The organism is Chryseolinea serpens, from assembly GCF_900129725.1.
Classification (GTDB): domain Bacteria; phylum Bacteroidota; class Bacteroidia; order Cytophagales; family Cyclobacteriaceae; genus Chryseolinea; species Chryseolinea serpens.
This window is the reverse complement of record NZ_FQWQ01000001.1, coordinates 1,723,671-1,749,658: the sequence shown is the minus strand read 5'-3', so window position 1 is coordinate 1,749,658 and position 25,988 is coordinate 1,723,671. Positions and strand designations below refer to the sequence as shown.

The window sequence follows — 25,988 nt, the reverse complement described above, 5'->3', positions numbered from 1 at the left end:
GGTTGATTATAAACCGAGGCTCAGGCCCAGCATATACGTGGTCGGTTTAGGATAGTCGAAGAAGGTCTGCCCTTGTGCAAACGGGTTGGTGTAGGTCGACACTTCCGGATCGTTGCCCGTGAAGTTGGTCTTCAGGAAAAAGTTTTGCGTCGACGCATAGATGCGCAGGCGGCTGATGTGCAACCGCTCGGTCATGTTCGAGTTGAACGAATAGCCGATGAGCAAATTCCGTCCGCGCAAAAACGATCCGTCTTCCAGCCAATGCGTGTCCACGTTCGATACATAGCCGGCCTTGGAGTCGCGCACGGCGGCAATGTCTGAATTCTGATTTTCAGGTGTCCAGGCTCCCAACACCGAGTTGAAGCTGTTGGCCAGACCCGTGCGGTCCTCGCCGGAGTGATGCGTCATGTTCAACACATCGTTTCCATACGAATATTGCAGGTCGAGGGTCAGGTCCCAGTTCTTGTACTTCAAGGTGTTGATGAACGATCCATACGACTTCGGATTGCCATTGCCAATGATCATGCGGTCGGCGTCGTTGATCTGGTGGTCGCCGTTCACATCGAGGTATTTCACATCGCCCGGCAAGATGGGCTTGCCTGTGCCGCGATAGCTGTTCACACCGTATTTGGCGGCCTCGGCTGCTTCGGCTGTGCTCCATGTGCCCAGGCGCACCAGTCCCCAGAACGAACCCACCGGCTCGCCTTCCTTGATCACACCGGTCTGGTTGGTGAAGTTGGGATTGCCCACACCAAAAATAGGAGCAGGGGTCGCCAGCTTCAGCACTTTATTCCGGTTGACGGAAATATTGAAGATGGTGTTCCAGGTGAAATTGTCGGTCTGAATGTTCACCGTGTTCAAAGCCAATTCAATACCCTTGTTCTCCATGCTCCCCACGTTGCGCACGATCGACGCATAGCCCGACGAGGTCGGCAACGGTGCATCTAACAGCATGTCGGTGGTCTTGCGATAATAGACGTCAGCTTCGATGTTGACGCGGTTCTGGAACAAGCCCAACTCCACACCGATATCGGTTTGTGCCGTTTTCTCCCATTGCAAATCCGTATTGCCGAGGCGGTTCAATGCCACCCCGATGGTCTTGGCATTGCTAGCCACGCCGGTCACCGTGCGCAGGGAGGGAAGGGCGGAATAGGAATTGATTTCCGAGTTGCCCGTGAAGCCGTAGCTGGTGCGCACTTTCAAATTCGAGATCACCGGGTTGTCTTGCAGGAAAGGCTCCTTGGTGACACGCCAGGCCAACGCGGCCGAAGGGAAGAACGCATACTTGTTGGACTCACCAAATTTGGATGAACCATCCATACGACCGGTCACGGTCAGCAAATATTTTTCCTTCAGGGCGTAGTTGACCCGTCCGAAATAGGAGTTGAAAGCAAACCGGCTGCGGTTGGATTCTACCGGGGGCGAGGGCAGGAAGTTCGCCGCGCTTCCCAGGTTGTTGGTATCGAGGAAGTCGGTGATGAAGGTCTGCGAGCGGGCCTGGAACCAGTAGATGTTGGTTTCTTGCCAGGAGATACCGGCCAGTGCCGTCAGGCTGTGAATGTCGCCAAACTGCTTGTTGTAGGTCAGGTAGTTCTCGAACGACCAGAAGGTCTCGCGGTTGTTCTGCACGCGGGCCGATCCTTTCTGGTTGTCGGGATATACATACGAAGGCGTTTCCGGTGCAGGGCGTCCGTCGTATTGATTTTGTTCCCGCTCCAGGATGTTCGTGCCCACGGTAGAGCGCAGTTCCAGTCCTTCGGCGATCTTGATGTTCGCGTAAACGTTGCCAAGCACGGTCCGGCTTAACAGGATATATTTTCTACTCGTCATCAGGTCAACCGGGTTCTGACCGCCTTCCATAGACGACGAATAATTCTTGTTATGCGAGAACGTGCCATCGGGATAGCGCACCGGCAAAATCGGCAACGCTTCTGTGATCATCCGCACCGAGTTCAGACCACCCGTGCCAAAGTCCACAATGTTTTCCTCCTGGTTGTTATAGCCCAGGCTTCCGCCGACTTTCAACCAGGGTTTCAACTGGCTGTCGAACACAAATCTTCCCGAATAACGCTTCAGGTAAGAATTCAACAACAACCCGTTGTCGTTGCGATAGCCGAGGAACACGCCATACGAATTGTCTTTGTTGCCACCGGTGAACGACAGCTGATGGTTTTGTGACATTTTATTTTGCGTCGATTCCTTGAACCAGTCGGTATCATAAAGCGGGTTTCCGTTGGCATCGAAGAGTGCAGGGTTCGTGCGGTCCAATGCGGGATTGCGTCGTCCCGAAGAGTGTGTTTGTGTGGCAGGATTCCAGCCGGCGGGATCATAGGTTTTGATGTTGTCCCAACCCAATTGTTCCGTGGCCAGGAACTCTTTTGCATTCAGCATGTGCACACGGTTCGGGCCGATGGTGGGCACACTCATTTGCATGTCGTACGATACCTTGCCACCCGTCGTGCTGCCGCGCTTGGTGGTGATGAGGATCACACCGTTGGCACCGCGTGCGCCATAGATCGCCGTAGCCGAAGCATCTTTCAATACTTCCATGGACGCGATGTCGCTGGGGTTGATGTTGTCGATGGCGTTGTTCAAAGGATACGAACCGTTGGTTTGCGTACCCACCGGCATGATCACACCGTCGATCACATACAAAGGGTTGTTGGATGTGCTGATGGAGCTGAATCCGCGAATGCGCACATTGGTTTGTCCACCCGGACGACCCGAGTTGATGTTCACCGCCACGCCCGTAACTTTACCCGCAAGCGCCTGCGACACGGAAGGCAACTGGCGCTCCTGGATATCTTCCGCCTTCACGGTTCCCACCGATCCGGTCAAGTCCGATTTCTTCTGCGTGCCATAGCCAATCACCACCACTTCCTCCAACGTTTTCGTGTCGGGAGCAAGCGAAACGGCGATGCTGCTCTGTGCGTTCACAGCAACTTCTTTCGTCTCGTAGCCGATAAAGCTGAACACGAGAACGGCATTCTCGTCGGGCACATTGATGGAAAAGTTTCCACCCGAATCGGTCACGGTGCCGACGGTGGTTCCTTTCACCAACACGTTCACGCCCGGGAGGGGACTGCCACCTTCGTCGGTGAGGGTCCCTTTCACAGCGAAATCAGGTACGGCCATGCCGGGGAACTGATCGCCCGTGTTGAACTGAAGATTGAGGCCGGAAAATCCCCCGCCAGAATCGGCCAGAGGAATGAGTTGCATGCGATCATCCTTCGGGGGGATGAGGGTGATCTGCTTTTTCCGGATCTGATAGGTGATGTTAGTGCCGTTCAACAACGTGTCGAGGACCTCCTCGATGTTGTTGGCTTTCATGACCAGCGTGACACGGCGGGTCGCATATTTGAATTTGCTTTCGTTGAGCACAAAACTGTAGGAGGTCTGGCGCTCGATTTCGCGCAATGCTTCTTTCAGCGTGGCGTCTTTCAAATGAAGTTCAATGGAAAAGAAAGCTTGCCGGTGCGTGGTCGCCAGGACATGCACAGGGCTCAGGCCCAGGAGCACGATCACCAACAGGAGAGAACGATTAAACAACTTCGTGCGCCCCGGAGGCATAGGCCGCGGGTGCAAACATTGATAGAAGTACTTCATAGCGATTAGGGTTAAGTTGGAGTTTGACGAGTGTTTTTAGTTATTCATAAATGACGATTTGACTCTTTTCCTTTTTGTATTTGATCTGCGACGAGAGCCGGATCAGCTCCATCACTTCATCGATGGTCTCGTGTTCGATGGTCATCGTGAGCCGCTCGCGCTGCGCCAGGGCCGTGTCGATGACGATGTTCACCTTGTAGCGATTTTCCAGCTTGAGCACGATCTCGGAAAGCGGCACGTTGTCGAAGACGAGGCGCTCCTCTTTCCATGCGCTGTAGTCGGAAGGATCCACTTTGTCTTTCACCACTTTTTTCAGCTCGGTGTTCACCGTGATCTGGTCGCCGGGCCGCATCGCGTAAAGCTCCTGGCCGCCTTTCACTTTCAATTCTACTTTCCCTTCCTCCAGCGTGGTCCTCACGTCGGAGTCGTCGTAGGCCTGCACATTGAACCGCGTGCCCTTCACATAGATGGAAATGGTTTTTGTGCTGACGATAAAATCCTGTTGACTTTTCTCCACATCGAAGAACGCTTCCCCCGTGAGCACCACCTTGCGATGCACAATGCCAAAGCCGTTGTCATATTCCAGCGAGCTGTTGGTGTTCAACCATACCTTGCTGCCATCGGGAAGGTCCACGCGGGTGCTGAGGTTTTTGGAATGATAGACCACCGCACCTCTTGAAAGCGTTTTTTGGGTCCAATAGGTATGGAAGACGTAGCTGACAAGGGCAATGAGGGATATGGTCGCCGCGACCTTAAGAAAGGTGCGACGCAGGATGGGGGATAGGAAGCGTTGATTTGATTTTTTGTCTTCGCGGATGCGTTGGTCAAGCGATTTCCAAGCGGCGTCGATCTTTTCAGGGTTAAATCTCCCCAGGGTGACAGTGGTTTGATAGGTGACATTGATCTCATCAAAATACTGGCGATGGACATCATCTTCGCGGATCCACGCCTGCAACACGGCGATCTCCGCCTCCGTGGTCTCACGCTGTAAGAACCGAATGATCAATGCTTTTATTTCCTGTGGCGTCTGATCCATATCTACGATTTATCAACTGCTATACCTTTAACTACAGGCAGATTGAATTTGCCCCTGACAACGATTGCAGACTTTTTTTGAAATGATGAAAAAAAGATCAAACCGAAGTTGTCACACGTAATTCAGTACGTGTACACCATACACTAAAGTGATCGTGACACGCACAGCATAAAGAATGAATGGCAACGGGGAGGATGAAGCGCTGACTGTATATACAAGTATTGTTATGTACAGATATGTAATAACGGGCTGTATAAACGACGCTTCACATGAAACGTATTATAAAAGACACAAAAAGAGCCAGGCCGGTCGCACAAGCAACCCGCGGTCTACGCTCTTATTATTGAGCGGTGTCGTCTAATTTTGATTGAGCAGGGTGATGATGAGCAGGGTGAGATAGTCCTTCAGGTCGAGCCGGATCTTGGACAAGGCGCGCACCATTTGTGTCTCCACCGTCTTTATAGAGATGTTCAGCCGTTCGGCGATCTCCTGGTATTTCAATCCCTCAAAGCGACTCATCTCAAAGATCTTGCGGCATTCGGGTGGCAGATGCTCCAGCGCACGCTGAAAATCTTTTTCGAGTTCTTCGGCCACAAAAGACTCGTGCGCACTAAAGTCAACGCCCGACGGTTTATACACCGTCTGCAAGAGTGCCGCATATTGATCCTGCACTTTCTGATGTTCCATCGTATTGAAGCAAGTATTCTTCACCGCCGTAAACAAGTACCCATTCACCGACTGCTTCTCATCCAGTTGTTCGCGATTTTTCCAAATCCGGTAGAACACTTCTTGAACAATCTCTTCCGACTCGTCCATATTATTGAGGAACTTGTTAGCATACGCACACAGCCGCGGGTATAGCCGCCGGAACAAAAGCTCCAGGCTATGCGAGTCTCCTTTCTTGAGACCCTTGATCAGGTTTGTATGGTCTAACTCGTTCTTCAGAAATCAATCTAACGGCATTCGTTACCGCAAACGGTGAAAAGATAGGGAAAGACTTCATGAAAACGAAACAGCAAGAGTCGTTTATGCGATAAAGTGCGATTTAAGGGTGGTCGGAGATTTTTTTGGTGTGGTGGGTTGAGGAGAGCAGCAGCGCAAGTCTATATTATAAACATAGCGCAATGGATCAACGAAACAAATAGTCTGTGTGACCATTACAAGTGTTTGGTTTGACACTGAGTCAGCGTAATGGGAAATTACTCAAACCAATTTTTCAAACCCAGTGTTTTGCCGAAAGGCGGTAGTCCTCCGTCATGTCGCAGGCGCAAGTTTTTTAAAAATCTACAACGCTGTCCAAGACATCTCGAATTTCGAGAGCACTGACCCTGGATATGCTAAACACGAACTGAAACGAAACCCAGGAAAGGATCATGCATGAACGAGAGCCCACTGATGAGTGAGCGCCACTCCACCGTAATCTCCTAAGACCAAATCCCCGAATTTTGGTATTGACTCAGTTTTTTCTGTTTGGTATATTCGGTTACTGAACTCCTCATATATCTGTTGGGTATGAGGTGATTATACGATGTGAGACACTGTCGTCCTCGTTAAAGGGTAAATACCGAGCAACTGTGTTGTACGCTTGTGTTGGCGCCACTTTTTCTTTCTGCTCTAATTCATGGCCCGGTTGCCGATGTCGGTGACGTTCATTTGTATAGAAAGTGCTTTTTAAAACTGACGTTGAATCAAGATCTAAGATCATTCTGAGCGGGGTCCCCACGCCATGGCGGCAACTCGGTTGATCCAAAGCGTCTTGTCGTGGTTAGATAATTTCATAATTCTTTTTAAGACGACATATGGGAAAGCAGGAAAAGGAATCGGACGATTCTTTGACGCCCGAACTCAAGCTCGCGGTGCAGGAGCTTGTAGAAAAGCGGATTGATAAATTTGTTGGAGGCATTCAAAAAGTGACGATTGCCTTGAGCATTATCTTAGGGTTCATCGGGTGGCGGTCGTGCACGGATATGCGAACGGCCATTAAAGAAGAAGTTAAAAAGGATTTGGTCAAAGATGCTCTATTCACGGCAATCAAGACTGATGTTGCCGAGACAGAATTGGAGAGTGTTCTGGGTAACCTAAGATCAAAAATTATCGAGGGTGAGTTGGAGGACGACGACCTGCAAAATTTATATCTCGATTTGTTTTCGGAATTTTTCGAAAGTGATGAGGTAAAATCAATTAACATCATTAAAACTTTGAGTACCGCGGAAGTGCCGGACAAATCGGCGGCACAGATCACAAAATTGGTGGAAAGCATTAAGAAATTGGTAAAGCATACTTCCAACAATGAACTTCGGCATGAATGCCTGATGTTTTTAATTAGTTTCAGCTCACCTGAGTACAAAACTGAATTGATCGCCGAGATTGAAAAAATTCAGGCGGACCCGAATTCACCCTTGCGTCAATATCTTGATGAATACTTGTTAAAACTTGGATCCACTATATCGATTGATAACCAGGACGGAATGTATGAGGGACAAATACACAAAACTCAAATCGCCCGATTGATTAGCTTGTCCAAAATGTTAGTTTCTCAAAAGGAAGCTGATCCTATTTCAGCCTTAGGCGGTTTCATCACCATTATTGAAAATGAGCAAGACGCCCAGAATAGACATTTGGCGATTGCCGACCTGCAGAAATTCTTAAAAAGTGATCAAACAGGATCGCATTTGGGAGAATTGATTTCAATTCTTTTACGAAAGGGCGTTTTGGATAGGGATGGATGGACAGCTAGTGTTGATGGAGATGAAGGCATCGCTAGCGCTGACGACACCAGCCTTGCGTTCAACCTCATTGAAGCTATGCGAGATGCCGTGTTTGCCGAGATCAAGAGCAGCCGGGATGCATATATCGAGGGAAGTGTTCGCGGTATTTTAAGGACCAACGAAGAATTTTATAAGGGACTATTTTACTCCCTGTACAAGAACAACGGAAAAAGCGAAGAGGATAAGATCGAAATAATCAAATTTTTCATTTCCAATAGTAGGAGGCGAGGTTCTCGTTATCTGACAACGGTTGATTGTAGAGTAAAGATAAAATCTGAAGATTTGGTTACAAGTGTTTACCTGGACGACGGAAGCAGAAGACTAATGTACGTGGACGAGGCTGGGAAGAAGAAAGTACTCGATGTAAATGACATTGAAATAGTGGAGCTCGTTGGGCCGCGTCTTGAAGGCCAGGGGATGGTGTCCCGCAAAGGATGATGTTACCGACTGGTGCAAGTGTTCCCACTTGTACCCACCATCCCGACAGTCCCAGTCGCAGGCTGCCTCATCTTAGCCACCCTCAACCCACACCACGCCACCCGTACAAAACCGACCCTCCCCCGCAAATCGCAACACATCATAAAGCATCGCCAACCCGGCATGAAGCCTTTTATTGTTCAATGACATTTGTCGGCTGGCTGTGGGTGGCTTCCGTCATTTATTTCTTACTCCAAACCCTCCGGGCATCCTCCGGCAACGTCCGAACAGCATGGTTAAGTTTCTCCAAGCTGGTGTCCCTCCGCACGTTATCGCTGAGGTTGTAGGCATAATTGCTAAAGAGATATGCGGTCAGCAAGCGGTTATAGGGATCGAGTGATGCGTTGCAGATCATGTCGGTGAGCTGTGTCTCCAGCGCGTCTTTGTCTTCCGCATCCGACAGTGCCCGGCCGGCGCGGCCGATGGAACTCTGGTAGTGATTGTCGCTCACGTTCTGTACGCGCAAGGTGGTGCCCAGCAAGAGATCCACGGCGGGGATATCCAGTTTCTCCAACTCCCGGAGATACGTTTTGCGTTGGCCCCACGCATAGCTGCCATCGCTCATTCTTTCAAACCGGTCGTTCATGATGTCGAGGTGCGAGCGGAGAAAGATATCCCACTGCGCCGTTTCGGCGGCGAGGGAACAAATGTTCATCGCGTGATCCCTCGGGCGCTGGTCCATGCTGCATCTACCCACCACGATACGGCTCCTCTTCAGTTGCAAAGCGTCTTTGGGGGGTCCATATCGTGATACGTAGAATTCAAATTCCTCGTCCGTATTCCCGGTGGTGAGCGCTTCTTGTGTGGCATCGGCCAGGAGGGTGGACCAATAGGTTTTCTTTGCCATGTGCTGGTCAACGTGGATAAGTCTTAAACTGTCCCACTTGTGATACTTGTCGTCGAAGATGCTCATGGCCGAATCGCGCGCATCCCCTTTGAGTTTATCATAATCTGGGTACGTCGGAGCACCGGGAAATTTCCGGGCCCACTGGACATATTGGTCTGCTTTCGAACCTGTCTCCACCATTTGATAGAATTCGGACTTGGCTTTTGGTAAGAAAATCTCGGCGGTGGTGTCGATCATGCAATCCACATACTGGACAAGCCGCGCGTAAGGTTGAGGCAGTTCATAGTGGGTAAGTTTTTCTATAAAGAGGGCCCGGCTTCCGAGCTTGCTCAAGACCCAACCGCTGTTCACGTCGCTCGCTTTGCTATAGACTACGGTAACCGATGGGCTGCCGTGTCTTCCAGAAGGAAGACCTATATATTGTATCATTTTCTCGTCGTTGTAGTTGGTGAAGGGGATCTTCACAATCCAGATATTGGTGCTGTCCGTTTCTTTATCAAACTTCTCGACATAATCATCCAGGCCTATTCCTTCTTTAATTAGATTTCGCGCCTCTTTCGAAGGAACGTTCACAAAGTGTCCAGGGCCCTGGTAAAGCGAATAATACGGACGGGAGAGATCACACGACTTGAACTTGAGATTAAGCGAATCGACAATGGTGCCTAGTCGTTGCATCGTACTTTCGCTATAGATAAGACCGTTGGCATAGGTCTTGAATTCAGTCATCTGACCGTAGCCCAGGCGGGATACCATCAGCATCAACAGAAAATACTTTTTCATAAGCTCAGCATTTTACTCAGAATGTGGAATCATAAAAGAAGTCACGAATAGAAGATGCAAATGGTATGCGGCCTCCATAAAGAGATGACCCAATGCAAAAAAAAGTTGTGAGGAGCTTAAAAATGAAGCCAGGTAGCCCTAAACAACACTGTGTTATGTAAATAAATGGCTGGGCTCCTAAGAACACGGTTACCGGAAATCGCTACATTTGAAGTTTGGCGGCATGCCGGCTCCAGTTATGAGAATTTGGTTGTTTGCGTTTATCGGTCTCTCCATCAAGCATGTCCAGGCCGCGCCTCGCTACATGGCGGGTGATTCGCTGTATGTATGGACCCTGAAAAAATTGCAAGTGAGGGACAAAGACGGCAAGGTGATCGGTGCACTGAGCTATGGCGACCGGGTGATGATGCTCCATGACGACGAGAATATAAGGGTTCCTATCCAAGCCTTGCCCTCGTCGACTACCGACGGCCGGGAGAATCCAGCCGTGATGGTATGGGGTTCGTATGTTGAGGTGGGGTATCGAAACCTGAGCGGGTATGTATTTGACGCCTACCTGTTGAAATTTCCACCGTTGAAAACGTTGAGCAATGGCCAGCGCGAATTCCTTCCGGATTATTTTGCCAGAGCGTTTGGCTTGCTGAAAACCGTGAAGGACCAACGACAAGACGAGCCCTTCCAATTGCAGAAGGTATACAACAATGGTATCACCTATGCAAGGAGTTACGTTGTATGCTGTTGGAACACGGTCGTGATGATACCTGATTTTTCGATGACGGAGGCAATTGTTTTTTTGAACTATGTGGGCGGCATCGAAAGCTATTTTAAGGATGAGTATATAGAAACAGAGAAACCTGTCATTGGCTTGGAGGGCGAGCAAGGCCGTGAACCGACCTATGTATCATTTACTTTTGAGCTCCAACTCTATAGCCTCCGTAAAGTGAATGATTATCTCATTATTACCGACGAGGGCGGAGATTGACAAACGCAAAAGAGGAATCTCCCGAACAAAACCCCCGCCCATTCCGTTGACTATCTCATGACCAACAACCCCAAAATCCCAACCCTCTTTCAATGGGCCGGAGGACAAAGTGCCTTCGAAAATCTCTTCGACGCCTTCTATAAAAAAGTGCTGAAAGACGAGCTGCTCGGTCCCGTCTTTGCCAACATGTCGCCCGAACATTCCAAACACGTGGCTCACTTTGTTGCCGAAGTTTTTGGCGGACCCAAAGCCTACACGGAGGGCGACCACGGAAGCCACTCCAACATGGTAGCCCACCACATCGGAAAACAACTCGACGATAAAAAAAGAAAACGCTGGATCGCCCTGCTCCTCGAAACAGCCGACGAGGTTGGCTTGCCCGACGATCCCGAATTCCGCTCCTCACTCGTGGGCTACCTGGAATGGGGCAGTCGCCTGGCGGTCCTCAATTCGAACACAAACGAAAACCCGATACAGGAACACGAGCCCATGCCCAAGTGGGGGTGGGGGGAAACGGGTGGACCGTATATACCAAAATAAGAATGTAATAGAGCCGCGCTGTCGTTGGACGGTCAATCATTACCCGCCTTGGCGCCCGGCAGCCGACTCTTGAGCCATTTGATCTGGCCGTTGTGATTGGATTCATGCTCACAAACGTGAAACCACTTGCAGTAGTTATTGGTGGGTCCCCAAAACCACTCCTTGTCGACACTCATCAGCCACGCGTCGTCGCGTTTCTTGAACTCCGACAGCGTGTTGCTCCTGACTTCTTCCAGCGTGCTGAGATAATATTTCAGAGGATTTCCCTTGATGTTCTTGCGGCCCTCATCGCCCAGTTCGCTGGCCGCTGAAAACCGTTTCACATCGGCTTCCGGCCATTCGCCCCACTTCTTGTTCTCAAAAGTGTGCAGCTGATAAAAGCGTTCCGTCGCTGCGAGGTGCAGGAGCATCGCGCCGATCGAGTTAGCTTTTGCATCGTGCACATAATCCAGCTGTTCTACCGTGAGCCCTGCGACAGGGAAAAGTATCACATTGCGCATCCAAGTCATCATGGACACCAGTGTGCCTACCTGCGGCGCATAGCCGGCCATGGGGCCGATGATGTTGGACATGTCTTCAGCGGATGTCTTGGGCCCTGCGACAATGGATGCCGGCACGACGGTTAGCCCGAATGCTCCGGAAGTGAGCAGCGCCGTTGACTGGAGAAATTTTCGACGATCGACAGATTGGTTAATGGAAATCATATTTGGTGGGTTTTATTGGTAGTACAATATACCAAATTGCTGGTGCAAGTGTTCTCACTTATACCCACCATGCCTACAGCCTTCGGGCTATCACTAAATCAAGCGTCCACCGTAACCTTCTCCCCAATCTGCTGCCGCCACATCGCATAATAAAGTCCCTTCTCGCTCAGTAGCTCTTCGTGTTTACCGGACTCAATAATATGTCCGCGCTCCAACACAAATATCTCATCCGCATGCATAATGGTCGACAGCCGGTGTGCGATCAAAATCGTGATCTGATCCTTGATCTCAGAAACCTCGCGGATGGTTTCCGTGATCTCCTCTTCCGTCAGTGAATCCAACGAAGAAGTAGCCTCATCAAAAACCAAAATATCCGGTTGACGCAACAACGCACGTGCAATAGAAAGCCGCTGCTTCTCACCACCAGAAACTTTCACACCGCCTTCACCGATCACGGTGTCCAAACCCTTATCAGCCCGGGCCAACAGTGATTGACAAGCAGCCTTTTGTAACACCTCCAAACATTCTTCATCGGTAGCCTCGGGGCGGACGAAGAGTAAGTTTTCACGGATCGTTCCCGAGAACAGCTGGGTGTCCTGCGTCACGAACCCGATTTTTTCACGAAGTTCGTTCAGATCGATATGGGTGCTGGGAATGTCGTTATAAAGAATGGTCCCTTCTTTGGGAGGATACAAGCCTACCAACAATTTTACCAGTGTAGTCTTGCCGGACCCGGACGGTCCCACGAAGGCAATGGTCTGACCGCTCCGAACGGAGAAGGAAACATTAGTCAACGCATGCGTGCTCGCCGACTGATGTTTGAAACCCACATCGTTAAAGCTTAGCGTCGTCACCTGACCAACGGTCTCGGGATTCTTGGGTTTTGCTTCCTTCGGCAGGTTGAGGATGCGGTCAAAATTCAAGAGCGAGACTTCCGCCTCGCGATAAGCGATGATCACGTTGCCCAATTCCTGCAAAGGCCCAAAGAGAAAGAAGGAATAGAAAAGGAACGTAAAGTATTTGCCGGCCGAGATGTCGTTGTCAAAGATGAGCAGCAACAGGATGACCACCATCACGCTGCGGATAAAGTTCACGGTAGTTCCCTGGAGAAAACTCATGCCCCGCACATATTTTACTTTCTTCAACTCCAGCCCAAGGATTTTATAGGTCGTGTTATTGAGTCGCTCGATCTCCTGGTTGGCCAGTCCAAGGCTTTTCACCAACTCGATGTTGCGCAGCGACTCCGTAGTGGATCCCGCCAACGCTGTGGTTTCCTTAACAATGCTTTTCTGAACGACTTTGATCTTGCGACTCAGCAGCCAACTGGTGAGGGCGATGATGGGCACCGAAGCAAAGTAGACCAGCGTCACTTTAAAGCTCACGCTCAGCGAGTAGATCGTAACAAAGATCAACCCCACGATGCTGGCAAAGAGCACGCTGATGAACTGCGTGATAAACTTCTCCGAATCGGTTCTCACTTTCTGAAGGATCCCCAGTGTTTCACCGCTGCGTTGATCTTCAAAAGTCTGGTAAGGGAGTTCCAGCGAATGCTTCAGCCCGTCGGCATACATTTTGGCGCCCAGTTTCTGGACCACGATGCTGGTAAAATAATCCTGCAGGTTCTTGGCAATCCGCGACACCATGGCCGCCCCAATGCCGAGGCCCACCAGGTAGAGAATGCCTTTTATGAAATCGGCCCTTGACAGGACGCTCTTCTTTTCGATAAAGTTGTCGACGATTTTTCCCGTAATATGCGGGTCCAGCAGGGAGAAAACCTGGCTGGTGGCGGCCAGAAACAAGGCCAGGGCAATAAGCCACTTATAATTCTTTAGATAGCGTAACAGTATCTTCATGGGGATGCGAAAAGTATAGGGAAATGTTCAGTACCAATACGGTTGCTAACAACGGAAAGTTTGCGCAAGTTCGGCGATTAAAGAATTTTCTGGGTCATTAAAACCCCAAAAATAGGAAGTTAGGGGGGTTTTTTGCATAATCGGCCTGTTAATCCCTGCAGATATTAACGCCGCCGTATGGGCGTCTCCAGTAGGAGCCCTGCTAATGAAAAGGACATGCTGGAGTATGAAGAACTTGAAAGAATGGAGACGGTTATTGATTTTATAAAAGAATTCCGGATTTCCAACTACGGATGGGATGGCAAGGACGTGTTGGTTATAATCGGAATGATTCTGGCTGGCTTCATCCTGGCCAACGGGTTGATTTCCTTCTTACCCGCAGCGACCGCTGGCCGATTAAGGAAAATCCTGCTGGTTGTAGTCTCCTCCATTTCATATGGCGTCATCATTTTTTTTATGTTAAACGCTTTCCTAACAAAAGACTACGGGAAACTGGCGGGCATTATTTTTTTCGCAGGTGTAACCTACCTTAGACGAGGGGTTGAACTATTCTACGAGACCTACGATAAACTCGTGGACAAAGTAGCCAGAAGATGGAGAAAGGAAAACTAAGGATTGGGTTGAGGCGACTCTGGCGCGATAGCTAATCCATTTTCTACACCCGCCACACCCGGAGTGTTCTGTGCTATTCTACCGGCCTGTTCTTTTTCATACAAAGTGCTTACGATTCCACCTAGTGACACAATGTTGCCGGTGACCGTGACGTGAATTTCCCGGTCATCGATCGCTGAAGAGAGCACAAGCGCTTTTTCGATTTCCAGTTTTTCAATCTTATCAATCGTCACGTTGCGAATGGTGATGGCGTTCGTGAGGCCCGTCACGCCTTTGATTTGCCGTGTCGCCGCCTGGGCTGCATCCCTCTGATAGCTCCACTCTAAATCGCCTTTCAGGGTGATCCATCCTTTTTCAACCGATACGGTTATTTTGTCGGCGGAGATATCCCAGTTGGCCCGGAACGCCTTTTGAAGATCAGCGGCAATTTCGTGGTCTTGTTTTGTTGTCTGGTTGTTAAGTTGTATTTCAATGTCATTCACGACGGCCACAACGCCCCTTGCTTTCTTTGCGGTTTCTTCCGCTTCCGTCTTTTTCATAAAGCTTTCAACCTTTCCGGTTAACGTGATCACACCTTTCCTGGCCGTTACGCCTATCTTTTCCATTCGCAACAAAGGCTCCCACGTCATTGCCCTGAGGATGTCGCTTTCCAGTTTTATGTCGGCTTTCATTTTGATTTCATTGTTCATCTCGGTTGGCATGGTCATTTCATTTTAGGGGAGGCTCGAAACGAAGTCAATTGTTATTACATCGTTCACGATCACGGCCGGCGATGTGCCGGTTAAAGCAAAAAGAGAACGGTAGGGGAGTTCCGTTCTCTTCTGCCGGTAGTAGGCTTTCTTATCGTGCGTTTACAACACGTGCGGTTTTACCAGTTGTGCGGCGTTAAGAAGTTGGATAACTTCATCTCTCTTCTTGTGCAACCGGGTTTCTATGCGTTTGATCAGATCTTCCTCTTTGCCGATTTCAAATTTCAAATCGGACTCCGTTAGTTGAGCGAATTTTGCGTGCAAACGTTTCGATAGTGTTTTCCAATTCCCGATAACCGTAAAGGTCTCGGCAGCTGTTTTACTTTGTTCGTTGGTTGTCTTATTTTGTTTTGCGTCCATGATGTTATTTTAAACAGTTTACAATGTATTGAATCTAAAAAAAGTGCAGCAATCAAAGTCGGTATGTTGTAGTCTTTGCCCTCACACGGGCGTAGATCACGGATGGATTTTTGTGGCCGTGGCGGTGTTCTCTTCTTTCTCCGCGACCAGATCCCTTTCCATATAAACGAGAGCTTTTCGGCGTAAGCCACTGGGTGGCCTGCAATAATAGAGGCCGTTATCGCGGCGAACGATGATCAATTTGTCTTTCGGGCGTATTCTTTCAAAAACAATCTCACCCTCTTTAAATTTGGCCGCCATAAACGAATGACTTTAAGGTATCCCAGGCATATGTTTCCCGGATATAAAAACTAAAGGGCGGGATTTTGTTCTCCCACCCTGTTCGTAATCTATATACGCTTATTAACGGGATTATGCCTTGTGCTAGACAAAGGTGACCAGATTCTATCCGGATGCGCTTATACATCGACAGGAAGTTCTTGTATAAATCGCTGATTACGGGTGCAAGTGTTCCCACCATGCGACTGAATTCCCCGTGCCAAATTTTAATCGCGAAAATCCGTATATTGAGATATGATGAAAACACTGATCCGCGGTTTCAAAACCGCCCTCAAAGGCGAGCTCCTGGTATGGGCCATTTTGCTGGGTTTTTCCGCTGTCGTTTATATGCTCCAGCAAATTTTCTGAGCTGGGGCGAGGGTCATCCGAACTCAGGCCCAAGGATGGCATATTGATTTCCAGGAACACCGGGCCAATTGTTCTTGCCTTTATACATCCTTACAAAAGGCCTCAACTCCGAGAAGCCAAGCAAGCTGATCCAAGTATTCCAAGCTTCGTCATGATAGGGCACATCAAGGATCATCGGTTTATTCCCACAGTGCATCAGCGCGGCAGACACTAGTTCCTTGGCGACATCGACATCCATGGCAACCACTGGGCCGATCTGTGTAAACCGGTATCCTGGTCTTCCAAAACAATATCCCTTGAGTTGCTTGCCTTTGCCAACCTTGAACGCCAGATCAGGCGCGCCCTCCATCATCCAGCGAAGGAGTGGCAGGCGGTCGGCACCAAACACTTTTTGATCGAGCAATTTCACGCTGTCAAGATCGTTCTGTTCCAGTGGCGTGGCCGTTGAGGCGACCAGGTGTTGCGTGTTCAGGGAAGCAGTCGACATCCGGCTGAGACTGTATTCGTCTTTGAAACCAAGTTTGACATAGACTTGCCGGCCTGCCGGGGTGGCATCGAGCTTCACGCTGTCTTCATTCTTCAGTATCTCGAGGGCTTGTTCGAGGAGTTTGAGTCCGATGCCTTTTCGTTGGTGAGCAGGATCAACCAAAACCATCCCGATCCACGAAAAATGATTGCTATAGCGGAGGGTAGTGACCGTGCCAATTACATTTTCGTCGTCATCGACGCACACGCGGCTGCCTTCCGGGTCTAGCGTGAGAAAGATTTCCCAGTCGCGCGACAGTTGATTCCAGGTAGCGCTTCGGCACAAGGAGAGTCCCGACGGCACATCTTTGCGTTCCATTTTTCTAAACCTCATGCCGTCTTCGTTGTTAGTTGCCGAGTTTTTTCAAAGCCATGTAGGCCATCAGCCCGGTGCTCATGCCCAGCGCACGCTCGTCGATGTTGAACGTCGGCGTGTGCAGTGAGGACGTGATCCCTTTTTCAACATTGCCCACGCCGCAGAGGTAGAAACACGAATCCGCCACTTGCCCATAATACGCAAAATCTTCGGCGGCCATCCAGATGTCTTCATCGATCACGTTCTCTTCGCCAAGGTAGTCGACGGCATAGTCTCGGAGATGACCGGCAAGTTTTTCTTCATTGACGAGAACGGGATATCCGTGGTCGATGCGCAGTTCGCAGGTGCCACCCATCGCCGATGTAACTTTCTCGGCCATGTTAGCAATGAGGCCCAGTGCTTTTTCGCGCCAGGTTTCGTTCATGGCGCGGAAGGTGCCTTCCATATAAACCTCATCGGGAATGACGTTGACGGCACCGTTGGCGATCACCTTCCCAAAGGAAAGCACCGACGGTTCCCTGGGGTTTGCCGAGCGGCTGATAATTTGCTGAAGGGAAATGATCACATGCGCTGCAATAACCACGGGATCGATGACCGTGTGTGGCTCGGCGCCATGACCGCCTTTGCCGATGATGCGAACATAGAGGGAGTCCATTGACGCCATGTGTTTGCCTTTCCGGATGCCGATCTTGCCGGCGGGAATGCGGGGCATAGCATGCTGACCAATGACAGCGCTGGGAGAGGGGTTGAGCAAGGCACCCTCCTTGATCATCCGTGTTGCACCTCCTGGCAATACTTCTTCTGCAGGTTGAAAAAGAAGTTTTACCGTCCCTTTGAATTCATGCCTGCAACGCTGGAGGATCGTCGCCGTCCCCAGCAGTGATGATGTGTGAAAGTCGTGACCACAGGCGTGCATGACGCCAGGATTCTGTGAAGCATAGTCAACGGCATTCAATTCCTGGATAGGGAGGGCATCCATATCGGCGCGAAGTGCCACGACATTAGATGCGGGAAGATTTCCTTCAATGGTTGCCAGAACACCGGTGTCGGCAATGGACCGCCAGGGGATACCGATCTCGTCTAGTCGTGACTTGATATAGGCTGAAGTAGCCTGCTCCTGGAAGGAGAGTTCAGGATGCTGATGCAAATGCCGGCGGATCCGGATGGTGTCCGGGAGTATTTCGGCCGACAATGCTTGGATCTTGTCACGCAGCATGCAGTAAATTTAATGGGGATGCGAGAACGCTTTTTCAAGAAAATGTTTTACCTGCTCGTCGTCGGTTAGCCCGGGGTAAGCCTGACACACGCGATCGATCTCTTCCAATTGCCCGGCCGATAGTTTTTCTTCCGGGTTCAGACACCACGTGCCTTCCAGGAGCCCTTGCCTGCGCAGCACTTCATGGATGCCCGGGATGCAGCCGTGAAAAGCATTGGCGGAATCGAAGATCGCGGCGTTCATGTCGGTTACTTTTATGCCGACACTCAGCAACTCGCTGACCACGCCGTTGTCGCTTCCGGAGTGTTTAATATAGTTCAGCAATTTCACGGCGGCGCCGGTCCAGACGGCCCAGTGTCCAAGGAGTCCGCCGACGAATTTTTTTTCAATCTGTTTTCCGCCGACGTCAAAGCGATAGGTGGTGAGCAAGTCAGCGACGATGTTATCGTCATTTCCGGTATACAACGCAATGTCGTCGTACCGCGGCGACGCGCACACGGCCCTCACCACATCCAGTGTTTGATAGCGATTGAAGGCTGCGACCTTGATTGCGTACAGATTGGGGATCGATGCAGCATCTTTCCAGAAATCGTACGAGAGCAATCGGCCGCCGACCGCAGGTTGCAAATAGAATCCAAAGACCGGAATGATTTCTGCGACGGCTTCGAGTCGTTTGATGAGATCGGATTCACGTTGATCATTCAGTCCCCCCATGCTGACCAGCCCGAGATGGTAGCCATGCTTCACAGCCAGTTCCGCTTCGCGAAGGGCTTGTGACGTTGGGCCAACGATGCCCGCGACTTTAATAAAAGGTCTGCCGGGATCCGAGTCGCGGATCTGTTCGGATGCCAGGCGCAGGACGGGCTCCAGCAGGTTGATCTCGGGTTTTCGAATTTCGAATTGCGTGGTGTGCACACCCACGGCCACGCCTCCCGCTCCGGAAGCCATGTAGTATTGGGTGAGCAGCTTTTGTCTTTTTTCATCCAGTCTTCGCTCTTTCGTTAGGGCAAGCGGGTGGGCCGGTATAACAGTTCCTTCCCGGAGCAATTGGCTGATGGAAGGAGGGAGGGTAGGGAGGGTCATGATTTTAAAATTTTCCTTCCCGTTCCTGGAAGTGTGTTGGTTTGTTCAAAAGTTTGCCGCCTTCCGCGATCCAGCCGGCAATCACTTCAATCATTTGTTGAAGGGAGACCGATGGTTCCCCGAAGAGCCGGCGCATTTCAGAGGCATCGCTGAGCAGTGCAGTTTCCTGTTCCTGGTTTGTAAAGACGGGCTCCAGGTCAAACACCTTCCCAAATTCAACGGCCAGTTGGCGGACGGAAAGTTTCTCCGGCCCTGCCACATTGAGGATCTTTGCCGGTACACTGCAGTGGTGCAGTGAACGCAAGGCGATCTCGTTTGCTTCCTGTTGCCAGATAATATTGACATACCCCATGCGCAGATCGATGGGTTGCTGGTTTCTGACCTTCAGCGCAATGTCTGCGAGCACGCCGTAGGTTACATCATTGGCATAATTCAACCGGTAGATGAGGATGGGCGTTTGATGTTTTTGAGAGAAATACTGGAACACCCGTTCCCTGCCCAGGCACGACTGCGCATATTCGCCCACCGGCTGCGTAGGGTGACTTTCGTTGGGGCCATTCGATTGAACCGACACCAGGGGATAGACATTGCCCGTCGAGAAAACAACGATGCGCGACTTTTGATATTTCTCTGCCACGCGTCCCGGGAGGTAACTGTTCATCGCCCAGGTGAAGGACTCCTTGCCGGTGGTCCCGAATTTTGTTCCGGCCAGGTACAGAACATTTGGCACGTTGGGCAGCCGTTGCAGCGCCTGATCGTCGAGCAGGTCGGCCTGGTGGGTGATGATGCCGTGATGTTGGAGTTCGGCTTCCAGACCGGGTTCTGAAAAGCGCGCCACGCCGATCACCCGCTTGTTCATGCCGGCCAGGTCAATCGCCCGTTTCGCGAGCTTTGCCAGGGAAGGCCCCATTTTTCCACCTACGCCGAGGATGATAATATCCCCTTCCAGGGTGGCGATACTTTCAATAAGCGGCTGCGAGGGTTCGAGCAACTTCTCATACAATGAACGGATACTCATGTTTTTGCAGGATCAAAAGTTTAATGATTTCGAAGATCAGGTTTCCAACCCGTAAGAGACCGGCTTGGACAATATCTCATCTTGGTTGATCATCAGGTAGTCAATTTAATGTTTTTTCGTACTCCCGGCCCAACCCTTTATAGAAGGAGACCTCTTTTCTCCAAGGCCGGCTTTCACAAGGCTACTTCCACGGCGACCTGGAAGGCACACCGGAGGTCAATGATTGAAAGCGAGACAGGCTTGTTCAATACCGAACAAGAAGTGATCATCAGCCTCGGATAACGTGGTTTCTCCTGTCATTTTTTTCCGGCATGCTTTTGGGGAGCCCGAGTCAAATAACGTTTATGCTATATGAAGAAGATAATATGGAGCGTCATTACCATGCTAACCGCGTTTGTAATTTACGAGTGGCTTTTTACCAGCGGAAGACCTAAAATACAATGCTTTTTAGGAGCCGGACGCCTCCTCGCCGTTTCAGCGGTAGATTCCGGCATGTTTACGGAATTTATTCCACAAACCGGAGTCGTATCACAAGACACAGTCACAAATATTGCGAGTGTAAAAGTCCCAATCGATGAGCTCTACTTTTCCCGAATTGTCGCGGGATTGACTGCCACCACGACGATGAACAACACCGACTACACCTTGGAAATCACCAACGTTTACGCTACGGTAACGAATGGTCGCTTTGATGTGGATATGGTTTTTAAAAGTCAAACGCCACCCGAGCTTGCCGATGGAAAGTCGCTGCGATTAAGGATTGTGCTTGGAGATTCCATTAAGGCCCTGCTCGTGCCGGTAGGAGGGTTCTATAAGGACACGGGCGGCGAGTGGATGTATGTTGTCGAAGGAGAAGATCGCGCAGTGAAACGCCGTGTTAAACTTGGTCGAAAAAACACCGAAAATTTCGAGGTCTTGGATGGACTAAAAGCGGGCGAACAAGTGATCACCTCATCCTATGAAAATTTCGGTGACCAGGACTCATTTAATCTGAGCGATATGAAAGAGAAGCTACGCTCGTAAAATAAAAATGTAATCATTTAAGAGTGACGCTTTATAAAAAATGACATCTTTGGCCAGAGGAATAAAACCAATACAAAGTGATGGAAGAGCTGCGAGAGGTCCCGATATTGATCTTTGAAGGCGGCTTCACGGAAAGAGACGAATTTGAAACGCCTAGCAAAGGCTATCGCCCCGATGGTATTGTGATTTTGCCTGATAAAAGAAGATTTTCAGTTTACTTTTATGATCCCGTGCGTTTGCAACAGGATTTGTTTGTTGAAAAGATAATCGCAGAGGTTGGCCTGATCGTTATTGAAGAGGTAACGAGGGAAAAAATGGAGGAGGCTGTTCAAAAGCTTTATGAGATTAAATACTTCGATAGTTTGGTGCCAATAGCGTAATTTCTTCAATTTATCAAAGTGTAGAATTCTGAAAATTTGCTAACATTGATGTAGGCGTTGCCGGTCAACATCCGGTTTTAATTTATCTGTTTTTAGCAATATATGACGATCCGCACTTTTCCAGGTGTCTTTATCCTGGTTTTTCTTAGCCCGCTCTTTTCTAGAGGCCAGCAAATTTTGTACACCCATCACACCACGGGCACGCTGAAGGATTTCAGTGCCGTCCGTCTTGGCGATAGCCTGCTGTTTTCGTTTAAAGATATCCCCAACGATTCACGACGTGCCCGCCACGCCGTGTGGCTTGCCGATTCTACAGTACGTTCGGTCGATCCGTTGGACGCCGATGTATTCGCGGCTGCGCGATTCGGCCATGCCGATTATCTGTATTTCATTGAAGAAAAGTCGCGCTCGCGCCGATTGAAGGCATGGATTTACAACGACTCCACAAAAGCCCGGACGGAGGCTGCCGACACCCTTTTCCTGCACGGAAAAATAATCGGGAGCTATGTGGACAAAAATCTTTTTGTGGTGGCGTTCAGGGAAATGGGCAGTGAAATTTCCCTGGTGGAGATCAACCGGATGCGCGTGGTGAGTGAAAAACGCTTCCACCTGCCACAACCCATTGCCCCTGAGATCGCCGTTGGGTCGGTAGATTTTTATACCGATGCATCGGAAATAAACACATTCCAGGGAAGAAGCCAGGTGAAAGTGTTCAAGTATGACAAACTCTATGTTATTTATGATCTGGGAAGCCGCACGTATGTGATGACACTGGATCCACAGACCGGCACTACTGACCTCAAACCGTTTCTCGCGTCCAGCGAAGCCGCCGATTTCAGATCGTTCCTGATCGATGGAAAGCTATTCCGCATTTTGCACTCCAAGAAAAAATTCCAACTCGATATCTTCGACCTGGCCACCCGTGCCCAGCTCGCGAAAAGCGAATTGACAGCACAACCCGATTTCAATGCCTACTTCCGTTATGGTCGCAAGAACGTGATTCATCACAAACATAAATTTTCCAACATGTTAAAAGCGGCCAACGTCTCCACGCCCCAGCTTGCGGTGTTGAAGCGTGATGGCCAATACATCGTTCATTGGGGTGACTACTATGATGAGAACGGTATGGGCGGCGCCGGTGGCGGTATCATCGGCTTGATGGTGACGACGGCCATTCTGCAGATGATGGAAGGCCCTGGCCTCAATCACTACTTCTATTATGCCTGGAACGAACAGCAAAATTCCTTTCAACGTCTGGACCCTCCGCTAGCCCTGGTCCGCGACGCCATTGACTGTTATGAAATGGACCACGTCGTTCGTTTTGAAGACAAGCGCTATGTTGCCTATCGCGACGGCGTAGCCGCGATCTATTATGACTCGTCTGCCAGAACGGTTTCGGTTGTGTACTTTGATTGAGGATGGGCTGAGATCAGCGAGCACGCAAAGCCTTACTAAGATTTTTTGATCGACGGATTTGCTTGCCAACCCAGCGAGATACGCGAGCACATTCCCCACGCTAATTTTGTAACCCATATAAAACAGAAAAGGCCGTGCACCAAGGTGCACGACCGTTCCAGTTTTAGCAGATCAACGGTACTCAACCCTCTCCTGCGAGAGGATCGACCACAATTACTTGCCAAACAATTTGTAGCCTACCGAAAATTGGAGGGCGTAGTTCTTTGCCTTTACGTCGTTCGTGTTGTCATCGTTGCTGGCAACGTTGCTAAGACCTTTTACAAAACGGAAAGAGAAATTCAATTTCATGGGCAGATCGATGCCAATACCGGCGGCAACGCCCATGTCAGTGCTCTTAAGGTCGTCCTTGATGTCGGTCGAGGTGGACGAAACTTTTTCTTTGGCAGACATCAGGAAACCTACTTGAGGACCAGCGTGGAAGCTCAACAGGCTGTTCACATTGTAGCGCACCAACACCGGAACGGTGATGTAGTTCAGTGCGTACTTTTGGTCGCCTGCTTTGTAGCCTTGTCCGGAGAAGAGCACTTCAGGTTGGAGGCCGAGGTGTTCAGAGAACATCGCTGTGAGGTAAACGCCACCGTGCAGCGCAGGCGAAAAGCTGGGGCTTGTGGTATAGCCGCTGCTGGAGAACGTCATGTTGGACAGGTTAAGACCTGCTTTGATACCACCACTAACGCCTTGAGCAAAAGCACCAACGCTTGCAAAAAACATGATGCAAAGGACAGTTGTAAACTTCTTCATAAGATTTGTTTTGTTTTAACAGTACAAATAGAATAGATCGAAAACCCAGAATTTGAGGAGATTAGGGAAAATACCTACACGGGTAAGCACAAAATGACACAATGGAAAGGCCTATAACCGCTCAAAAATGACGCCTGCCCCATTATTAAGGCCATTTTGGAGACAATACATGCCTGGCGGACGAACGCCAAACGCTACCCTTTGGGCTACAGAAGTTCCAAAAAGGCATGCTATCCCGTCAACTTTTATGTTTACACCATCAAATGTCTTCCTAACCTTACTTGCGGTGATGACCGCTTCGCACGGGTAGCTCGTAGTCAAGGGGAATTAAAGAGCCGTTTGTGTCGTCAGGTTTGCAAGATCGGCATCGGGAAGGCGAGGGTTTGTTCGCCTCGTGTGTACATATATATAGAATCAAACTGTGCATCCGTGAATATGACGGATAGCATAGATGACAACAACACGGCGCATGATCCCTCAGCCATAAACCCTAAGGTTAAGCTTTATCATAAAAGATAAACCAGGGTTACTTTTTTAGATAGTCATCAATTAAAGAAGCAATTTGCGAGCGTGGATAACAAATGATCGCGTGGGTTGATTTGTTAAATGGCTCAAGGTCGTGATAAAGTTGCTGAACGATGAGGTGTTGATAAGTCGTGTATGAAATAATTCAAAACAGCGCTTCCAGCAATTTTATTCTTTTTAGTTTTGTCTAGCTTTCAGCGTCAATGAAGTGGAATAGGCTTAGGATTTCCGGGATACGGAATATTTTTTTTATACTAGTTTTAGTAACGACGGCTGCCATAAACCGTTCGCAGGCCCAGGGCCAATCATATCCTTACTATTATGTAGTTGTCGGAGGATTTGCCATCAAGTCAAACGCCGAACATTTCACGACCCATGTTCACGAACTCAACTATCCGGCGCGCTATGCCTTCAATGCGAATCGTAAGTTGTACTACGTCTATGTAAGGGTAACAAAAGACAAACAGCAAGCCCGCGAAACCACCTACCGGCTCAGACTCGAAACAGAATTTAAGAAAGCCTGGATCTACAATGGACCGCTGGAAGGCAGTGGGGTAGCCGAATCCACCGCGGAAGCAGAAAGAGAAGAAGCCCATGCGACCGGTAACAACGTAGTCGCCGAACCCCCTGCAGCAGACACCGCCGCCATTGCCCATACTCCCGCCACGGACACGCTGTCCTCGAGCGCATCATCGCGCCTGGCAAAAACTTTTATGTTCCAGTTGACCAGCGGTACGGCCAACACGCCGGTGGCTGGATCTGTACACCTGCTGGACAAAGAACCAGACGACCTGGTGGAGCAGTACCCGGCCAACCAAAAGGTTTCCGTTCCCGCACCCACCACGGGCAAGCTCGTTGTGGTGTGCAACCTCATCGGCTATAAGCTGGCAAAAAGGACCATCAATTTTGCCGATCCTTTAAAAAGTATAAAGGGTGCATCCGTAGGAGAGGAGCAAGAGGTGATCATCCCCATAAAACTTGTGCCGGTCAACCGCGGCGACTACATCGAGCTCGAGCACATAAAATTCTTTGAGCACTCCGCCATTCTCACACCCGCCTCGGAAGCCGAACTTTTGGAGCTGGTAAATTTCATGGGCAACCCGCGCTGCAGGATCAGGCTCTTTGGTCACACGCAAAGCGATGCATCCGGTGAGATCATCACCAAGGGCACCAGCGCCGATTTCTTTGCACTCGACCCCGCGAACAATCACTCCAAGCACGGCTCTGCCACAGAACTATCGCGGCAACAGGCCGAGATCGTAAAGGCCTACCTGGTCAGCAAGGGCATCGCCCCCGGTCGCATCGCCACCAAAGGCTACGGCGCCATGCTCGCCATCTACGAAAACGCCGCCGCCAACGACCGGATCGAAGTAGAGATCATCAGAAACTGACAACCGCCTTTGTTGGTGTTCTTCACCAACAAATACAGCTTCCAGCCATTACGTACCAGACTTGCAATGTTGGCAGCTCCGCCTTTGTTGGTGTTCTTCACCAACAAATACAGCTTCGAGCCATTACTTCCCAGGCCCCAATGTTGGCAGCAGCAGTGCCTACAGCTTACAGCCATTACGTGCCAGACTTGCAATGTGGGCAGCAGTGCCTCTTGCTAGCTAACTTTGTTGGTGAAGAACACCAACAAAGGCGGGCAATAATTTTTTCTTTCCGCTGTGATTTTTTTCCCCCA

General features: G+C 49.9%; 22 protein-coding genes. 8 read left to right on the top strand and 14 right to left on the bottom strand.

The features are described 5' to 3' along the window. Positions 1–6: 6 nt before the first annotated feature. The 3 genes from BUB30_RS06780 to BUB30_RS06770 form a co-directional block, all read right to left on the bottom strand. On the bottom strand, positions 7–3,606 hold the full coding sequence (locus tag BUB30_RS06780) for a SusC/RagA family TonB-linked outer membrane protein (protein WP_221408667.1): 3,600 nt from the start codon (positions 3,604–3,606) through the stop codon (positions 7–9). Between the two features lie 40 nt (positions 3,607–3,646). Further along, positions 3,647–4,642: a FecR family protein gene (locus BUB30_RS06775; RefSeq protein WP_073132163.1), complete on the bottom strand. Its 996-nt coding sequence runs from the start codon at positions 4,640–4,642 to the stop codon at positions 3,647–3,649. A gap of 357 nt (positions 4,643–4,999) precedes the next feature. Continuing rightward, positions 5,000–5,557, bottom strand: a complete 558-nt coding sequence (locus BUB30_RS06770) for an RNA polymerase sigma-70 factor (RefSeq protein ID WP_262485798.1) — start codon at positions 5,555–5,557, stop codon at positions 5,000–5,002. Between the two features lie 884 nt (positions 5,558–6,441). Here BUB30_RS06770 and BUB30_RS06765 point away from each other — a divergent pair. After that, on the top strand, positions 6,442–7,848 hold the full coding sequence (locus tag BUB30_RS06765; RefSeq protein WP_073132160.1) for a hypothetical protein: 1,407 nt from the start codon (positions 6,442–6,444) through the stop codon (positions 7,846–7,848). 220 nt (positions 7,849–8,068) lie between these two features. Here BUB30_RS06765 and BUB30_RS06760 read toward each other — a convergent pair whose 3' ends face one another. Continuing rightward, positions 8,069–9,514: a hypothetical protein gene (locus BUB30_RS06760; protein WP_073132158.1), complete on the bottom strand. Its 1,446-nt coding sequence runs from the start codon at positions 9,512–9,514 to the stop codon at positions 8,069–8,071. A 238-nt stretch (positions 9,515–9,752) separates the two neighbouring features. Here BUB30_RS06760 and BUB30_RS06755 point away from each other — a divergent pair, with 238 nt between their 5' ends. Both BUB30_RS06755 and BUB30_RS06750 read left to right on the top strand, forming a co-directional pair. Next, entirely contained in the window at positions 9,753–10,496 is a 744-nt protein-coding gene (locus BUB30_RS06755) for a hypothetical protein (protein ID WP_073132156.1), read from the top strand. Positions 10,497–10,553: 57 nt separating this feature from the next. After that, entirely contained in the window at positions 10,554–11,036 is a 483-nt protein-coding gene (locus tag BUB30_RS06750) for a group II truncated hemoglobin (RefSeq protein WP_073132155.1), read from the top strand. A 32-nt stretch (positions 11,037–11,068) separates the two neighbouring features. Here BUB30_RS06750 and BUB30_RS06745 read toward each other — a convergent pair whose 3' ends face one another. Together BUB30_RS06745 and BUB30_RS06740 are read right to left on the bottom strand one after the other, a co-directional pair. Then, positions 11,069–11,740, bottom strand: coding sequence for a DinB family protein (locus tag BUB30_RS06745; protein WP_084137944.1), 672 nt, complete (start codon positions 11,738–11,740; stop codon positions 11,069–11,071). A 98-nt stretch (positions 11,741–11,838) separates the two neighbouring features. Continuing rightward, positions 11,839–13,593, bottom strand: coding sequence for an ABC transporter ATP-binding protein (locus tag BUB30_RS06740; protein ID WP_073132151.1), 1,755 nt, complete (start codon positions 13,591–13,593; stop codon positions 11,839–11,841). 177 nt (positions 13,594–13,770) lie between these two features. Here BUB30_RS06740 and BUB30_RS06735 point away from each other — a divergent pair, with 177 nt between their 5' ends. Beyond that, positions 13,771–14,205: a hypothetical protein gene (locus BUB30_RS06735; RefSeq protein ID WP_073132149.1), complete on the top strand. Its 435-nt coding sequence runs from the start codon at positions 13,771–13,773 to the stop codon at positions 14,203–14,205. Here BUB30_RS06735 and BUB30_RS06730 read toward each other — a convergent pair. The 7 genes from BUB30_RS06730 to BUB30_RS06700 form a co-directional block, all read right to left on the bottom strand. Continuing rightward, positions 14,202–14,906 (bottom strand): BON domain-containing protein, encoded by a 705-nt coding sequence (locus BUB30_RS06730; protein ID WP_178377038.1) that lies wholly within the window; start codon positions 14,904–14,906, stop codon positions 14,202–14,204. The two genes, BUB30_RS06735 and BUB30_RS06730, sit on opposite strands and share 4 nt — an antisense overlap. A 150-nt stretch (positions 14,907–15,056) precedes the next feature. Continuing rightward, a complete protein-coding gene (locus BUB30_RS06725) occupies positions 15,057–15,314 on the bottom strand; it encodes a hypothetical protein (protein ID WP_084137942.1) in 258 nt (85 codons plus the stop codon). Between the two features lie 96 nt (positions 15,315–15,410). Further along, positions 15,411–15,614, bottom strand: coding sequence for a hypothetical protein (locus BUB30_RS06720; protein ID WP_073132147.1), 204 nt, complete (start codon positions 15,612–15,614; stop codon positions 15,411–15,413). Positions 15,615–16,014: 400 nt separating this feature from the next. Next, complete coding sequence (locus tag BUB30_RS06715) at positions 16,015–16,860, bottom strand: GNAT family N-acetyltransferase (RefSeq protein ID WP_084137941.1); 846 nt, start codon at positions 16,858–16,860, stop codon at positions 16,015–16,017. A gap of 13 nt (positions 16,861–16,873) precedes the next feature. Next, on the bottom strand, positions 16,874–18,058 hold the full coding sequence (locus BUB30_RS06710; protein WP_073132143.1) for a M20 metallopeptidase family protein: 1,185 nt from the start codon (positions 18,056–18,058) through the stop codon (positions 16,874–16,876). A 9-nt stretch (positions 18,059–18,067) separates the two neighbouring features. Continuing rightward, entirely contained in the window at positions 18,068–19,141 is a 1,074-nt protein-coding gene (locus BUB30_RS06705) for a dihydrodipicolinate synthase family protein (RefSeq protein ID WP_073132141.1), read from the bottom strand. 4 nt (positions 19,142–19,145) lie between these two features. After that, positions 19,146–20,159 (bottom strand): NAD-dependent epimerase/dehydratase family protein, encoded by a 1,014-nt coding sequence (locus tag BUB30_RS06700; protein ID WP_073132139.1) that lies wholly within the window; start codon positions 20,157–20,159, stop codon positions 19,146–19,148. A gap of 351 nt (positions 20,160–20,510) precedes the next feature. Between BUB30_RS06700 and BUB30_RS06695 the strand changes: the two genes are divergently transcribed. The 3 genes from BUB30_RS06695 (at position 20,511) to BUB30_RS06685 (ending at position 22,978) form a co-directional block, all read left to right on the top strand. Next, positions 20,511–21,182 carry an efflux RND transporter periplasmic adaptor subunit gene (locus BUB30_RS06695; RefSeq protein WP_073132137.1) on the top strand — a complete coding sequence of 224 codons (672 nt, stop codon included), beginning with the start codon at positions 20,511–20,513 and terminating at the stop codon, positions 21,180–21,182. An 80-nt stretch (positions 21,183–21,262) separates the two neighbouring features. Next, positions 21,263–21,562 carry a hypothetical protein gene (locus tag BUB30_RS06690; protein ID WP_073132135.1) on the top strand — a complete coding sequence of 100 codons (300 nt, stop codon included), beginning with the start codon at positions 21,263–21,265 and terminating at the stop codon, positions 21,560–21,562. 102 nt (positions 21,563–21,664) lie between these two features. Continuing rightward, positions 21,665–22,978, top strand: a complete 1,314-nt coding sequence (locus BUB30_RS06685; protein ID WP_073132133.1) for a hypothetical protein — start codon at positions 21,665–21,667, stop codon at positions 22,976–22,978. A 213-nt stretch (positions 22,979–23,191) separates the two neighbouring features. On the opposite strand, the gene BUB30_RS06680 is transcribed toward BUB30_RS06685, so the two are convergent. After that, positions 23,192–23,779, bottom strand: a complete 588-nt coding sequence (locus BUB30_RS06680) for a porin family protein (protein ID WP_073132131.1) — start codon at positions 23,777–23,779, stop codon at positions 23,192–23,194. Positions 23,780–24,507: 728 nt separating this feature from the next. Between BUB30_RS06680 and BUB30_RS06675 the strand changes: the two genes are divergently transcribed. Beyond that, the gene (locus BUB30_RS06675; RefSeq protein ID WP_073132129.1) at positions 24,508–25,695 is read left to right on the top strand and encodes an OmpA family protein; all 1,188 of its coding nucleotides are present in this window, start codon (positions 24,508–24,510) and stop codon (positions 25,693–25,695) included. The last annotated feature ends 293 nt before the right edge of the window (positions 25,696–25,988 follow it).